This window comes from Paenibacillus ihumii (assembly GCF_001403875.1).
Classification (GTDB): Bacteria; Bacillota; Bacilli; order Paenibacillales; family Paenibacillaceae; genus Fontibacillus; species Fontibacillus ihumii.
Genome location: NZ_LN884299.1, coordinates 978,658 through 994,050, shown reverse-complemented (window position 1 = coordinate 994,050; position 15,393 = coordinate 978,658). Strand labels below are relative to the sequence as shown.

Below are 15,393 nucleotides of genomic sequence, written 5' to 3'. Positions count from 1 at the left end.
AAGACCTTCTACTTTAAGTTTTAAATGTCAAAATATCCCTCTTAAATTTTGCAACAGTTTAGGAACTACCTAAAAGACGGCTCTCTCCTACACTCACTTCTTCTTATAAAACTCATGATACAGCTTCATCAGTGCCCTTTTCTCAATCCGCGACACATAGCTCCGGCTAATGCCAAGCTCCTTGGCGATCTCACGCTGCGTCGCTCCTCGCCCCCATGCTCGAGACCGAAGCGCCCCTTAATGACCTCCTGCTCCCTGGCTTCGAGAGTATCGAGGTTTTGATAGATTTTGCTCTTCTCCATCTTCAACTGAACCCGGTCCACCACATCGTCGGCTTCCGTTCCCAGAATATCTATAAGCGTGATCTCATTGCCCTCTTTATCCGTTCCAATCGGATCGTGCAGCGACACATCTTTACGCGTCTTCTTCAACGACCGGAGATGCATCAGTATCTCGTTCTCAATGCAGCGGGCCGCAAACGTCGCCAGCTTCGTCCCTTTGTTCGGCCGGAAGCTCTCAATTGCCTTGATCAAGCCGATCGTTCCGATCGAAATCAGATCCTCCAGGTCTTCGCCTGTGTTGTCAAACTTCTTGAGGTTGTGGACACGAAACGATGTTAATTTCTAAAGAAAAGTAACGGACTTTTAAATTGTTTGTCAGTTAAAGAGCTTTAGCCATTATACAAAGGGTATATTATGCTGGATATTTCAGGGGATGATATTGCTGAGCTCAATGATTCAGACCATTGTCATGCTTTCTCGAAACTTAAAATAAAGCATTTTCTGGAACCCACCCTAAGAAAATCCTTTTTTCTGTGGACTTTATTGTCATTTATCCAAATATGGGAAATATAAAAAAGAGGTACTTCCATCGCTGGAAGCGCCCCAAAAAAATAAATGACAAACGAAATAATTCAAGTGTCTGCCTTGCAATTGAAACTTTTGAACAAAAACTACCACAAAATAGTTGAGTATATTATTTATGCTCCTGGCGTTGGTGTGGCTCTGAATGCATTTACAGTCTTGTCCATAACAACCTGTGCATCGCTTCCCGAATCAAGAATCGTATTGTAAAGCGATTCTTTTTCTACCAATACTGTTGTTACGGTAAGCGGCTCTGATGCTTCGGTAGTCAACAAAGCGTCTACTTGTGCAGAGAAACAAGAATCACTTACCTTGGCATGAACCTCAGTGGCAACAACATGATTGGTAGAAATATAATTTCCATTACCCGAAACAATACGTATGATTACAGGTGTGGCACCTTCCGGCTTGATGTTCTGAGTATTAATTCCTTCAGAAAAGTGGTTAGCTATTATAGAATTATTATTACCACTGATATAGAGGAGACCATACAAATCATCTAAACCATTGTCTATTCCCAGAAAAGGGGTCCAAGGTTCATGGTCACGTAAAAAGTGATTTGAAGAAACCAAGTTTTCCGAACAATTTTCCCTGAATACCACCATTCCTGGATAAAATGAATGAAGTCTATTATTTGTGATACTGGAACGTGTCACACCATCAAAATAGATACTGCTCGCACCTCGTGGAAAAACATTATTCGCTGTAATCAAAAGTCCACCAAAATTTTGAGCGTAAATTGAATATCCTTTAAAACCAGCTCCTATCAAGTTATCGGTTATTTTTGAAGCCTGTCCCCAACCTCGTAGTTCTATACAGTTACCACACTCAGCAATGAAATTATCATGTATAGTCAGTGCATCAGCATGATAGATCGTAATTCCATGCTCTAAATACACAAAGCCCATGCCTGTAATCCGAAATGAGTCACAAGCGCTCGCAACATAAATACCCGTTTTCCCATTCATGTATGTGTTTTCCGGATATATTTCTCCTGAACCATCTTCAATAAAATGCAAACCATCAATACAAAAATCAGAAAACTCTACCGAACTTATTCGGGGATTTCCACTTCGTTCAACATAAAATGCAGCTCCTTTATATTCCTCGTCATTTACTTCTAGGGGAATATCTACGAGTATGCGACTTCCTCCCGGCCATAATTCATGCAAATCAGGCCATTCATTCTCAGGAATATTAAAACGAATACTCGAAGATGTAAACCCGTGTCCAGAACCCATAATTTTAAGATAACTGATGTCTATAACTACTTGACTGACAAGATGATAATCTCCCGGTGGAATATAGATAACCGCACCCGGCTTTCCGCCTTTATTCACATCAGTCTTCGTTTGCCTACTTTTAATATCTGCTATAATGCTATTAATTACCTCACCAATATCCTCATACGGATTACCGACAGGCCACTCTGTTACGTCGTAATAATTTTTACTAGCCATAGATAAATTCTCCTATCAATTAATTGTGTTTGTTCATAAACTACTTATTCCTGATATAGCTGGAAGTAAAGCCTAAGAACTCGTACTTTTCCTACAGCTTTTCCGATTATTTTCGCTCAGAAGGATCATTACTTGACAAGAAAAACCAGTTTTTTCCGAAAGACGTTCAGATTCTTAATAAGACTTTATGAACTCGCTCAATTCTGATTATCTTTCATTTAAGACGAAAAACGTTGTCTACTTGTCGACAACATTAGTATATTCCGAATGCACGTCGGAGTTTAGGGGAGGATTACCAACCTTTAATCCGCAGCAGGAGCTTCCCCTGCCAATTTAGACATAGAGTTAGTCTTGAAATCAAAGACTAACAAAGCTAACCAGCTTCTGCGGGCTCCCTATCACAAGCATTCTACACTTCCACCCGATCCCTCGCTAAGGCAAAGCAGCCGATCGTCCCTGCATTATTTGCTAACGCCGGCGTCACGATATATTGGGCGAGATCGGGCGTTCGGACATAATTGTTCAGCAAATCCTTGAATATCACGCGTACGCGCTGAACCATGTGTTCTTGCTGCATAACGCCCCCACCGAAAATAATCCGCTCCGGGGAAAGCTGGAGCGTTGCGGTATACGCACATTGTGCAATGTAATACGCTTCGATCTCCCAGTACAGGTGATCTACTGGAAGTTCTTGGCCCTTCACACCGAATCGCTTCTCGATCGCCGGCCCCGCCGCCAACCCTTCCAGACAATTCTGATGATAGGGACAAGCCCCTTCAAAGAGATCGTCGGGGTGCTGACGAACGAAGATATGTCCCATCTCAGGGTGACTGAATCCTTCGATGAATTGCCCCTGCTGGATGGCCCCGCCGCCGACGCCTGTTCCGATCGTATAGTAGACGATACTGGACAAGCCTTGGCCGTGCCCTTTCACATATTCCCCATAGGCTGCTGCATTGACATCGGTTGTCCATGCGATTGGCACATGCATTGCCTCGGTCATCGTCCCTACAAAGTCAAAGTACTTCCAGGCCAGCTTCGGTGTCGAGGTAATATAGCCATACGTTGGCGAAGCCGGATGAATATCAATTGGACCGAATGAGCCGATTCCAATCGCCTGCAATTCCTCTGCATATTGTTGAAAAAAATCGATCACGAGCGCTAGCGTCTCACTTGGCGTCGTTGTAGGAAAGCTGACTCTCTTGATAATCTCCAGTTCTGGCGTGCCTACGCTGCAGACGAATTTCGTCCCGCCCGCTTCAATCGAGCCCAGTAGCATTTCTTTTCCTCCCATCATTGTTCTTCCGTCAGATGAACATCCAATTCATAGATCATTTAATCGATTTCCTTCTTGTCCATTAACTCCACCAAGAGCGCGACGGCTTTCTTGGCCAGCTCCTCATAAGGCTAGATGACGCTTGGAAAAGAAGGATAGGTCATCTAACGACACATAGGTCCCATCATATCCGACTCATCTCAATGCTTGAGGAACCCGAATGTATCGCTTCAAAGCTTGTCTAAGCATCGCAATGATGACCAGATTTACCGAGAAGATCCCATCAATATCTGGATACTGCGTCAGTATTTCATCAGCCACCTCAATATAGCTACATAAATCAAATTGATTCCAAGCGAGCTCGTACGTAGCACACGGAATATGATGGCTGTTTATTTCAAATTTAAAGGTGCGATAACGCTTGTTGCAGTATCTTAATGTAACCTTTTTTTTCACTTGTTCCTGGAATTCAGTTATTCTCATTAAATGCCGTGATCGTCGAGAAAAAAGGGCGTTTCACATCCAGAATCACGAGGCCGATCAAATAAGTCTTATTTTTGAATAAATTACGTGCACCCTTCTCATCTTGCAACCAACTAATTACGTATTTCACTAAGGTTTAATCTAATTATTGTATTTGGAGAATCGCTCGTCACCGTAATTATTCGCTTGCCCTTTTTCATGAAGTTATTTACAGAGAACATTTTTCCTGATTCCACTCCAAAAATCTCCAAGCTGCAGCTATCGGAATACAAAAGAAGCGGTTCATTGTCAGCAGCCACCATTGATTTCCCTGTTTTTCCAAACGGATTGTTAACATTGAAGTATTCTACACGCGTTCGAGAGCAAACAATCTGATCGGCGACTCCCTGCTCATTTCTGATGGTCAACGTTAAAGTACCCTGAAGATCCGTTCGATCTAATTCGAGCATAAAACTCTCCGACATTTCTGCGGTTAACAGACGCTCTTCTTTCCAGACAAAAATCTCTTGAAACAGATACTGATTCTTCATATATTGCGAGATTTCTGGAATAGGTCTGAAACTTAATTGAGAACCCTTCAAAGTCACTTCTCTTGGCAAGCTCATCGCCCCGCACCACTGATCCATCTCTGACGTCGGGCCAAAATCTTTCCACCATGGCATCCAATCCCATCCATTCTGCCAAGCCATCATAATCCTTCGACCTTGATGGTCTAAAATCGATTGCGGCGCGTAAAAATCAAACCCATAATCAATCACTTCTTCGGATTCAATCCTAAACTTCCCCGTCGCATCATCAATGGTTCCAATCAAATATAGCGTTGTCGTCTCGCCGAGGCCCATTGGTGAAAAAAGAAGGACCGCCTTCTCTCCGATCCTAAAGAAATCCGGACATTCCCACATGGTCCCATAATTGCCTTGATAATCAACGAATGGGCCCGAGAGTTCCCAATCCACTAGATTATCCGACGTGTAATACAAGGCGTTTCCTCTTCCCGAAATACTCGTACCGACAATCATATGATACCGGCCATTATGCTCCCATACCTTCGGATCACGAAAATTCTCAGGCGTAACACCCGGATAATCCGCTTCGATAATCGGATTTCCCGCATACTTCGTAAACTTCACCCCATCTTCACTGATCGCAAGACATTGGGTCTGAATCACTTTTTCCCCTTGGAGGATCGTTCCGGTGTAGAAGATATATAATCGACCGTCTTTCTCAATCGCTGTTCCTGAGAAACAACCGCCTTTTTCATGATCGTCATAAGCTTCACTCGGCGCCAATGCCACAGGGAGGTGCTCCCAGTGAATCAAGTCTTTACTTTTGGCATGACCCCAGTACATTGCACCCCAATAAGGCTTGTACGGATGAAATTGATAGAATAAATGATACTCGCCTCGATACTGAATGAATCCATTCGGGTCATTCAACCAACCAACAGGTGTGCAGAAATGATAATTTTGGCGATATTGACTTTGACTGATTTTATCTCGATACTGGTTCAAATAGATATTCGCTTCTGCAATTCTTTGCTCATGCAAATCCATGCTGATCCCTCCGACATCGTTGTATTATTCCTTCACGGACCCGGCCATCATGCCAGATACCAGATATTTCTGTAAGAAGAACGAGATGACGATCACCGGAAAACTAAATAAAGTTGCTGCCGCAGTCATCGGTCCCAGATCCAAATTGTATGCCGTCAAAAACTCCGACAACGCAACGGGCACGGTCTTTGCTGAGCTGCTCGTCAGTAGAAGTGCTAGCAAGAAATCGTTCCACGCCAACAAAAAGGTGAAGATCCCCGTCGAAATGATCCCGGGAATGGTGATCGGCAGAATGACTTTTCGAAAGCTCACAATCGGGGAAGCCCCGTCAATCGAAGCCGCCTCATCCATATCGATTGGAACGGCTTTAAAAAAGCTAATCATCATCCACAGTACAAATGGCATATTAACAGCTGCATACACCACGACTAGAGCAGGCAAATAATCATATAAACCGAATTTTTGGATCAATGCGTAAATTGGAACCGCGATACTAGACATCGGAATCATCTTGAGGCACAGGACAAGCACCAAGAAAAATCCGCTTAATTTCGATGCTGCTGTTCTGGAAATAGCATACGAAGCCATAGATCCTAAGATAAGACAAATAAGAGTACCCACTGTTGCTGCTACAATACTGTTGAGAAAGAATTTACCCATCCCCGCATATTGCGATAATTGAATATAATTCTCGATCGAGAAAGCCTTTGGAAAAAAAGTTGGCGACGTGGAAATCACTTCATTGGACGGCTTAAGTGAGGATAGCAACATATATAGGTACGGAAATATAAAGAGGACTAAGAACAATGCAGCTACTCCATACATGATAAAGATCCAAACATTGTCTTTTCTATTTCGCCCGAGTTGTTCTGCAAACAATGCAATCGCCTCCCTATTCTTTTACTTTTCGCATAGATAGCAATGTAATTCCTACCAATAGCACAATGAAAATCACGGCCATTGCACTCGCATACCCTACATCACCGTACCGTTGAAGCATCTTGTAAATGTGCACGCTCAAGAGCTCAGATGAATTGATAGGACCCCCTTGTGTCATGACCCAAATAATATCGAAGGACCGCGCAGCATCAATAATCCGCACGACCAGAGCGCTCATAAGAATCGGTTTAATATTCGGTATTATAATCTTGAAAATCATTTGCGAACGACTTGCACCTTCGATTTCCGCCGCTTCGTATAGACTGTCCGGAACACCTTGAATCCCCGCTAGAAACATCAACATCATAAAGGGTGTTGTTAGCCAGACATCCGCAATTATACATGACAGGAGTGAAATTTTAGGGTCGGCCAGCCAGAGTATGCTGTTGGTGGATTCAATCAGCCCCAGCTTCACCAATAACGTATTAATAATGCCGAACTGGTTGCTCAGCATGAATTTCCAGATCAAACCGGCCACGAGCGGTGCAATCATTAATGGCGACAAAATCAAGGTGCGCAAGAAGCGGAACCCACGATATTTATGCGTAAAAACAACTGCCAAGGTCAAGCCAATGACTGTCTCAAAGCCTACTGCCAACAACACATAAATGACCGTATTCTTAAACGACTTCCAAAACGAAGCAGACTCTACGGCACGGAGGTAATTATCGCCCCACGCAAAAGTGCGTGTCCCAACATCATTGGTAACAAAGAAACTGTCGAACACGAGCATGAATAACGGATATAACAAGAACAGGAACATAAAAATAGCTGCTGGCAAGAAAAACAACATCAATGTTTTTCGATCAATGGTCGAAGACACTCGTTTCTGAGACTTTTTTTTTGGAAGAGACTCTTCTGTTATCGTGATCATGTGTATCGTTAGACTCCTTGCTTAGGTGGCACGTTCGAACGCACCACCTTTTTTCTATCTGCCTAGAATTTCTTCGATTTGCTTTTTAGCCAATGTTAATTCCGTGGTTGGATCGCTGCCGGATAGAACCTTTTGCAGCATCGGCGAGAGAACTTCATTCTCAATTTGGCTCCATTGCTCAATCTGAGGTCTGTTCTGCGTCTGTGCTCCGTCAAGGGTCGCTTCAATCGCCTTCACATGCGCATATTGCGGAATATCAATATACTTTTCAAAGACTGACTTTCGAGCTGCTACCCCTAACGATTCCATATACAGCTCATTTTGATCATACATGAATTTGAGATATTGCTCCGCAATGTCTTTCTTCTGAGAATCCTTCAAAATTACTTGATACCAGGGCCCTGGCACCGCGCCAATACCCTTCTCTCCCGCAATCATCGGTGCAGCACCGATCTGCCCTGGCAACACTTTATCTGAGGAGAGGTAAAAATGTCCCCACGCAAGCTGCATCGCCAATTTACCGTTATTAAACAGCTCTGCAGTTTCACTGCTTGCAATCGACAGATAATCCTCAGGGACAACTTTATCTTTGACTAGATTCTGCAGGAAGGTGAGCGATTGGACATACGGCTCTTCAGTAATATTCACTTCACCATTACGATCCAGCACCAAGGAATCAACGCCCGCTTGAGTAACATGGTCGAGCCAACTGCTGACAGCATCGCCGCCGGTCTGACCGAAGACGGATGTGCCATACATTCCATTGTTCGTGAAGAATTTTGCAACATCCTCATACTCTTTCCAATTTGTTGGCACCTTCAAGGCATAGCCGAATTCCTTCGCGAAGTTCGCCTGGTTAATCGGGTCCTCGAACAAACCTTTATGGTAGAGCAAAATTTTAGAATTGCTCCAAGTCGGAATCCCTAACAATTCCCCATTTATCGTAGCGCTTTCACTTAACTGAGGTAAGAAATCATTCATCTGTTCTTCCGTCAACACATTCCCTAACGGTTCCAGTCCCTTCGCTAACGAAGGAAACCATAATACATCAATAATCGCTACATCGTGAGTCGATTTTTTCGCATCAATTTCAGCCTTCAACTTATCGTATACCCCGCTATAAGGAACAGAATCGATCTTAATTTTATAGCCTGTCTGTTCCTCAAACTTCGCTGCGGTTCTATTCGCCACTTCAAAAGCAGGACCACCGCCTTCAACTAATAGCGTTAACGTCTTGTCATTAGAGCTACCTGCAGAGTTACTTCCACATCCGACTAACACAACCAAGAAACAAAGAAACAGTACGGCACTCATCATTACACGTGTTGTTTTCATACTTTTCTCCTCTCAACTTATCTTGAACTACCGGACAAGACCGTCGACAAAACCATACAACCACCAAGAATACCAGACCATAATTCTCTTGCACACTCATGAAGGGATACCCTCTCAATCAAATACCCGGTTTCCCCTCGTTCGATCCCAGCTTGGTTCAGGTAGACTGCGTGAATCTTTGATAAATGGCAATCCGCTTAATGGCTGTTTTGTTGCCCAAACGTTCATGTCCTGTTCCTGATTTAATTTCACGATGAGATTGGCTTTCCTTGTCAATAATTTCAAATCAATGGAAACGATTCACTCATCACATATACATGCTATAATACATTTATGAATTAGTATTTAGGTAGAATTATTTTTTATTTGTCATATATTGCTTTGAAAAACACTCTGAAGGGAAAGACTAATGTGAACTTTCAGCAATTATCGCCGTACATCCGGTTAGCAATGGATAGTCATATCCCATTCCCTTGGTATTTAGAGGAGAGAGTTTTATTTGACTATGAGTTACTTTACGTTAAGGAAGGCAGAATACAAGTAACCGTCGAGGATGATGTTTTTATCGGGGAATCGGGGGACCTCTTTCTTTTTCGTCCAAAGCAACGGCACTCTATTAGAAAGTTAGGAACAGAATTAGTACGACAACCTCATTTACATTTTGATTTGTTCTATAAGGAGGATAGTCCCGATGTGAAGGTTTCCTTTAAAAAACTTGAAGATATGACTGCGGATGAAATGAAATGGTTTCGAAACGACGATCTTGAGCAAATTATCCCTCAGATTCCCAGTCACATTCGGTTAAGGAATACCTTGGTTATAGAAAGAATCATCTTTGAAATCATAAAAGAATTTCAAATGACGTTACCCTTTTATGAAATGAATATAAAAGGATTGTTTTTGCAGTTATTGAATGTACTTTTACGTGAAAACTACTGGAACTGTAATCCACATCTAGTAACCAATATGGGAGAAATGGAGCAGTTGCGGATGTACTTGAACCACAATATCGACCGAAAGGTAACCTTAGATGAACTTTCCAAAATTTCGGGAATTAGCAAATACTATATGATTTCATTATTCAAACAATCATTCGGGAAGAGCCCAATTCAATATCATCTTTTACTAAGAATAGAAAAGGCGAAGGAAATGATTCAGTTCACTAATGACCCGTTAACGCTCATTGCCGAAAGTGTCGGCTTTCCGGATATTCATTCCTTCAGTAAAGCCTTTAAAAAAATAGATGGAGTTAATCCTTCCTTTTACCGTAAGAAAAAAATCTATAAACATGAACATGAAGATTAGAATTATTCACTATATCCACCTGGAGAGCCTAACAGGAGGATGGTCTTAGTTTCACGAATTAAGGGTTCTTTTTTGGGGGATGGTGATGAGCCAGAAGTATGCAGATAGTCAGCCACTGTACCGGCAGGAGCAGCAATTCGCACGCATGGGGCTGACGCTATCACTCCAAACACCTGGCATTAGATGATTTATGGTGCGGAGCACTGGCTTTCGCTACTGACCCAGCGGATGAAGACGCATCTATCGAAGCAAGACATTCTACATACCGACGAAACAACACTGCATACGAGCCGGGTATTTCAGCGGAATCCCAGTCGTATCTTTGGCTGTATCGCACGGGTCGAAGGAAGGTTCCTTGTTGTTTACCATAGGATTATCTGAGTGTATCCCGCTCCAATCGGATCGTGCAGCGACACATCTTTACGCGTCTTCTTCAACGACCGGAGATGCATCAGTATCTCGTTCTCAATGCAGCGGGCCGCAAACGTCGCCAGCTTCGTCCCTTTGTTCGGCCGGAATCTCTCAATTGCCTTGATCAAGCCGATCGTTCCGATCGAAATCAGATCCTCCAGGTCTTCGCCGGTGTTATCGAATTTCTTGAGGTTATGGACACGAAACGATGTAAGTTGATAAGTGGTTAGAATATCTAAATATATATTCCCTTCCCTCATTCGCTTCTGCAAAACATAAATCACTTCCCCAGAACCATATCTATTTCAAACGCAGCTTTAGTCAGTCCTTCTTCTACCGATAATTCTCCCTGAAAAATGCGGGTCATAAAAGAAGTGTATATTTCATCAATTTGGCTCCAGGCTTTAACGGGCGGTCTTAAAAAGCTGTTGTTCAAAGCCTCTTCGTAAGGACGAATAATGGATTCCAGTGCTGCGTTTTTTACTTTCGCCTCTCGGTTTGTCGGAATTAACCCGGTTTGCGCCATGATTTCCTGAGATTGCTTACTCGTCATAAATTTCATAACCCCCCAAGCCTCTTCAGGTTGTTTAGCTCCCTTAGGAATGACTAAGTCTTCACCACCGACGATTGAGGAAGGACCGAATTCATGTGGAAAGGGAACCGCGATCGTTGAATTTAAGGCTCTACTCAATTCATCTCCCTGAAAAACGCTATAAAACCAAGGACCTTCATCAGTGACGAGTATGTTTCCCGACTTGACCCCTTCCCAGTTGTCACCGCCGCCATTGACCACGGTTCTATCGATTAGTTGCTCTTGATACAAAGAAACTAATTCTTCAACCGCATGAACCGTTGCTTTACTGTTAAGGTACCCTGTAGCCTGCGTATATTGGTCATCAGTCATTTTGCCGCCCATTGCATAAATATAAGGGAGTGTCTTCCATGTATCCAAGCCGCCAAGGCCGATCCGGTACCGCCCTTTCCTTGCCAGCGTAATAACTTCTTCGAACCTTTCCGGTGGAGAAGATAAACCCGCTTGTCTCAAAAGATAACGGTTATAAATTGCGACTTTAGTATTAATATTAACTGGGAGCGAATAGTTGGCACCCTCATAATACCCCGCCAAACCTGCACTCGATTGAAGCAGGCTTACTACGGCCTCAAAATCATGGAAACCGTTCAATGGAGTAAGTAAACCGCTTTGGGAAAACTCCGGAACCCACGCGACATCCATACGCACCACATCAGGAGAGCGGTTGGCGGACGCCTTGGCGATTAGAGTGTATTTGAGCTCGATATTATTTGCATGTCTTACCGGATGTACCCTTATCCCCGGATATTGTTTCTCAAAGGCAGGAATAAGCTCTTGTTCTAGGAGATGGGTTTCTTCATCACTGTAAGTGTGCCAGAACTCAATGGTTCTGATCTGAGGATTGCTTAGCTTTTCGACAGCTTCCGGATCGGTGATGATTGAATTCTGGTTGCAAGCGGTCAACAAAACAATGATAATAAAAAAGCAAATCAACCTCTTCATCCCCATACCCCCTTTTTATACCTTCCGATCATGCTTATCCCTGTATTCCACAGGCGTCATTTGCGTCATCTTTTTAAACAGTCTGCTAAAATACTTCACGTCATTGAACCCCGATTTTTCAGCTACTTCGTAGATTTTGTACTCCTTCATCAAAAGCAGTCGCTTCGCTTCATGCAGCCGAAGGTCAATGACATAATCAATAAAATTATGTCCCGTGTGCTTCTTGAATAAATTTGAAAAATAACTTTTGCTGACATGGATATAGTCGGCGACTTCCTGCAGTGTCAATTCCTCTGTAAAACGGGTTTTAATATAATCAATAGCATTATTAATTAATTGCCCGCCTTGTCCCCGATCTGTGGAAACAAGAAGACTCGGATGCTTCATTTCGTCGACCAGTCCGTTGATCATCTCGATTAATCCGTCCAAGGTTTCAGAATGTAAAATGCGGTCACGAGAATCCGCTAGCAGTTTTGCATCTCCGAAGGAATAAGCTAGAGCAGACAACAACTCGTAGGCTTCATTCTTCACTCGGTCGGGTGAAATCTTGCTCTTTTTCCAGCGGGAAACGAAGCGCTCCAATACGGTGGCCGTATCCCTTACTTCACGGATCATATCCAAAATACGGTGCAGTTGAATGGATTCCGGAGAGGATTCAAAATCATACGGGTTCGAATCCTGCCATTCGAACGATTTTCCGGCCCCTTCATAGAATCGTCGTCCGCTGGCTTCCCTGCTTTTTTTGAGCCCTCTTTCCAGCCATTCATGTGCTTGTTCCACGCAATATCCCAACGTGATCCGGACGCGAAGGTCACTCTCAATGCGAGATTTAAGTTGTTCAAGGATACGTTCTGTATCTCCCTCTTGCGGAAAGATCATAAATATTCCCTCACCTGCAAGAATGGGAGCGCTCCCCTTTGGAAATTGGCTATAAAAACAAGCCTGTATTTCTTCATAAATGATACTGATATGAAGCCTTCCGTACAGTTCTTGCCATACTTCAAGCCCGTCCAATACACCGAAGGCACATACAAAAGCACCCGTTTGTTCTCCAAAAATATCAATAAATTTCATATTAGCCTGCTCTGAAACGAGCCGTCGAATAATTTCTTGCTCCAACTTTTTCCTTTCCAATGTATGCACTTGTTCTGAGAATTTTTGCCGTTCTACGATTTGTTGCCTCTGCTTATGAAGCATCTCTTTACAACGGCTCAGCACCATGATCAATTCGTCCGCTTCCAGCGATGGTTTAAGTAAATAGTCCACCGCACCATATTTCATGCCTTCTCTGACATAATCAAACTCATTATAACTGCTGATCAATACGACTTTCATATCCGGATTTATCTGAAGCGCCTTCTGTGTAAGCTGAAGACCATCCATAAGAGGCATTTTAATATCCGTAATCAAAATATCTATTGGTTGTGTACGAATCACCTCCAGGGCTTCCACCCCGTTTGCACAGTCCCCAGCCAACTGAAGCCCATGCAATTCCCAATCGATAAAGCCTTTCAGTCCTTTTCGGATTATGGGTTCATCATCAACGATCAGCACACGATCTGTCATTTTCCTACCTCCTTCGGGAAACGAATCGCGATCAAAATTTGCGTTCCCTTCCCCACCTCGCTGTCTACGGTCATTGTTGAGCCATCATCATAATACAAACGCAAAGAGTCTGAAATATGCTTCAGTCCGATTCCTGTCTTTTTTTGACCGCTTGCCGTTGTCAATTCCCTTAATTGTTTCGGAGTCATACCCGCTCCATCATCTTCGACAATTATTCGTATTTCCCCCGGTTCTTTGACTGAGGCAATCTTTATAGTTCCCCCTCGATTTAAAGGAACAAATCCATGGAAAACCGCATTTTCTACAAGGGGCTGCAGCAGCATGCGCGGAATTTTAAATTGTTTGATTCCTAGCTCTATGTCTAAAACCAATTCATATTTATGATCGTAACGCATCTCCAGAATGGCTAAGTACTTCTCAATGATCTCCAGTTCTTCGGCAAGGGTTATAAGCTGTCCGTTTTTACCCATATTGGCTTGCAAGAGCCGGGTTAAAGCCGCCAGTCCCTGATCAGCCCGGTCTTTTTCACCGGATCGTATCAGCCAACGCAGTGTGCTTAACGTATTGTAAAGAAAGTGAGGATGAATCCGGTAAGTGATAGCCTTGATCTCAGCCTCCATTTTTTGACGTTCTTCCTCGCTCACCCTCGTCATCAACTGCTCAATTTCATTAAGCATTTTGTTAAAGTTCCTGCTCATAAGTCCAAATTCATCGGAGGATTTTACTTGTGTACGGACCTTCAAATCCCCTTGCTGAACTTTTCTCATTCCGATGGTCAATTGTTTGATCGGATTGGTTACCAATTTAGCGATGATCAATCCAATGATGACGGCAATCATGGCAAAACCCGCGGAAGTCAATAAGATGCGGCTATGCAGTTTGTCGAGTGCTCCGATAATTTCGGAGGCCGGAACCGTACCTACTAAAATCCATCCGTTACTCAGCAACTGCTTAACTCCGTAATACTGAGTATCCTTTATCGTTATCTCAAATTCCGAGGCGTCATTCATCACAATTTGATCATAAAGCTCGCGGGTTGGAACAACTTGTCCGACTTTGGACAAATCGGGATCAATCATGATTACCCCCTGCCGGTTTACGACCATATAGCTTCCTGTCTCGCCCAACTTTACTTGGCTAATCGTATCCACGATCGTCTTCCCGTTTAAATTAACGAGTAAAATTCCAATTTGATTCAAGGATTGAAAATCCTTCATGGCTCTGCTAATCGGAAGTACCAGGTCGGTGTTTTCCCCCCCGCCGCTAAATGGATCCCTACGCAAACCGTTCCATACTAATTCTCCGTCCTTCTCTCTGGAATCCTTCACCCAAGCCAAGTTATTAAAGTCCATACGTTTTAGCTTTACGGACGAGAATGTACCGCTTCCCCAACCAAGACTGCCGTCTTTAACGATATTTATGCTCCTTACGAAGGAACTCGAAAACACGACATGGTTTAATCGGGCTGCCATGTCCTGACTCAACTCCACTTGAATACTCAGAGGGCTGCTTTTATAGTGGTTGACGGATTGTTGGATAATTAAGTCACTATATATCAAATCCGATGTGTCACTACCCGCATTGAAAATCGATGATAAGGAATCAGCCGTTTGTTTAGTCAGCTGCAGGGCCGAAGCCCGGACATTTTTCTTCACCAAGGCGGAAGATTCCAAATAGAAGGAAAGCCCCGACAACGTAGTCGGAATAAGGATGATGAACAAAAACGCCAATATCATTTTGGTAGCGAACCGATTCTTAATTCGATCAAAAAGTGGCATTTGTTGTTCATCTCCC

Annotated in this window: 11 protein-coding genes and 3 pseudogenes; 2 read left to right on the top strand and 12 right to left on the bottom strand. The window is 43.3% G+C overall.

Features of this window, described 5'->3' with window-relative positions; all coding sequences use genetic code 11:
* Positions 1–93: 93 nt before the first annotated feature.
* The 8 genes and pseudogenes from sigK to BN2762_RS12055 form a co-directional block, all read right to left on the bottom strand.
* Positions 94–602 (bottom strand): annotated as a pseudogene (sigK, locus tag BN2762_RS12085) (RNA polymerase sporulation sigma factor SigK); the annotation flags it as partial.
* Between the two features lie 377 nt (positions 603–979).
* Positions 980–2,323: a NosD domain-containing protein gene (locus BN2762_RS12080; protein ID WP_055107229.1), complete on the bottom strand. Its 1,344-nt coding sequence runs from the start codon at positions 2,321–2,323 to the stop codon at positions 980–982.
* 409 nt (positions 2,324–2,732) lie between these two features.
* Entirely contained in the window at positions 2,733–3,602 is an 870-nt protein-coding gene (scrK, locus tag BN2762_RS12075; protein WP_055107228.1) for a fructokinase ScrK, read from the bottom strand.
* Positions 3,603–3,794: 192 nt separating this feature from the next.
* Positions 3,795–4,055: a type 1 periplasmic-binding domain-containing protein gene (locus tag BN2762_RS27715; protein ID WP_222861071.1), complete on the bottom strand. Its 261-nt coding sequence runs from the start codon at positions 4,053–4,055 to the stop codon at positions 3,795–3,797.
* 140 nt (positions 4,056–4,195) lie between these two features.
* Positions 4,196–5,635, bottom strand: a complete 1,440-nt coding sequence (locus BN2762_RS12070; protein ID WP_055107227.1) for a glycoside hydrolase family 32 protein — start codon at positions 5,633–5,635, stop codon at positions 4,196–4,198.
* A gap of 24 nt (positions 5,636–5,659) precedes the next feature.
* On the bottom strand, positions 5,660–6,514 hold the full coding sequence (locus tag BN2762_RS12065) for a carbohydrate ABC transporter permease (RefSeq protein WP_055107226.1): 855 nt from the start codon (positions 6,512–6,514) through the stop codon (positions 5,660–5,662).
* A 13-nt stretch (positions 6,515–6,527) separates the two neighbouring features.
* Entirely contained in the window at positions 6,528–7,448 is a 921-nt protein-coding gene (locus BN2762_RS12060) for a carbohydrate ABC transporter permease (RefSeq protein ID WP_230202504.1), read from the bottom strand.
* Between the two features lie 54 nt (positions 7,449–7,502).
* Positions 7,503–8,783 carry an ABC transporter substrate-binding protein gene (locus BN2762_RS12055; protein WP_055107225.1) on the bottom strand — a complete coding sequence of 427 codons (1,281 nt, stop codon included), beginning with the start codon at positions 8,781–8,783 and terminating at the stop codon, positions 7,503–7,505.
* 411 nt (positions 8,784–9,194) lie between these two features.
* Between BN2762_RS12055 and BN2762_RS12050 the strand changes: the two genes are divergently transcribed.
* Positions 9,195–10,088 (top strand): AraC family transcriptional regulator, encoded by an 894-nt coding sequence (locus tag BN2762_RS12050; protein ID WP_055109968.1) that lies wholly within the window; start codon positions 9,195–9,197, stop codon positions 10,086–10,088.
* 82 nt (positions 10,089–10,170) lie between these two features.
* A pseudogene (locus BN2762_RS26080) lies at positions 10,171–10,453 on the top strand (IS66 family transposase); the annotation flags it as partial.
* Between the two features lie 27 nt (positions 10,454–10,480).
* Here the strand turns inward: BN2762_RS26080 and BN2762_RS12045 are convergent.
* From BN2762_RS12045 to BN2762_RS12030, 4 genes and pseudogenes are all read right to left on the bottom strand, one after another.
* Positions 10,481–10,696, bottom strand: a pseudogene (locus BN2762_RS12045) (sigma factor); the annotation flags it as partial.
* An 83-nt stretch (positions 10,697–10,779) separates the two neighbouring features.
* Positions 10,780–12,033 (bottom strand): extracellular solute-binding protein, encoded by a 1,254-nt coding sequence (locus BN2762_RS12040; RefSeq protein WP_055107224.1) that lies wholly within the window; start codon positions 12,031–12,033, stop codon positions 10,780–10,782.
* Between the two features lie 15 nt (positions 12,034–12,048).
* Positions 12,049–13,599, bottom strand: a complete 1,551-nt coding sequence (locus BN2762_RS12035; protein ID WP_055107223.1) for a response regulator transcription factor — start codon at positions 13,597–13,599, stop codon at positions 12,049–12,051.
* Positions 13,596–15,254: a cache domain-containing sensor histidine kinase gene (locus BN2762_RS12030; protein WP_230202617.1), complete on the bottom strand. Its 1,659-nt coding sequence runs from the start codon at positions 15,252–15,254 to the stop codon at positions 13,596–13,598. The genes BN2762_RS12035 and BN2762_RS12030 overlap by 4 nt, the downstream gene beginning before the upstream one ends.
* Positions 15,255–15,393: the final 139 nt, after the last annotated feature.

Bases quoted from the DNA above. Each gene is read 5' to 3' on its own strand.
- BN2762_RS12080 (WP_055107229.1), bottom strand. From the start codon at position 2,323: ATGGCTAGTAAAAATTATTACGACGTAACAGAGTGGCCTGTCGGTAAT.
- scrK (WP_055107228.1), bottom strand. From the start codon at position 3,602: ATGCTACTGGGCTCGATTGAAGCGGGCGGGACGAAATTCGTCTGCAGC.
- BN2762_RS12070 (WP_055107227.1), bottom strand. From the start codon at position 5,635: ATGGATTTGCATGAGCAAAGAATTGCAGAAGCGAATATCTATTTGAAC.
- BN2762_RS12060 (WP_230202504.1), bottom strand. From the start codon at position 7,448: ATGATCACGATAACAGAAGAGTCTCTTCCAAAAAAAAAGTCTCAGAAA.
- BN2762_RS12055 (WP_055107225.1), bottom strand. From the start codon at position 8,783: ATGAAAACAACACGTGTAATGATGAGTGCCGTACTGTTTCTTTGTTTC.
- BN2762_RS12040 (WP_055107224.1), bottom strand. From the start codon at position 12,033: ATGAAGAGGTTGATTTGCTTTTTTATTATCATTGTTTTGTTGACCGCT.
- BN2762_RS12035 (WP_055107223.1), bottom strand. From the start codon at position 13,599: ATGACAGATCGTGTGCTGATCGTTGATGATGAACCCATAATCCGAAAA.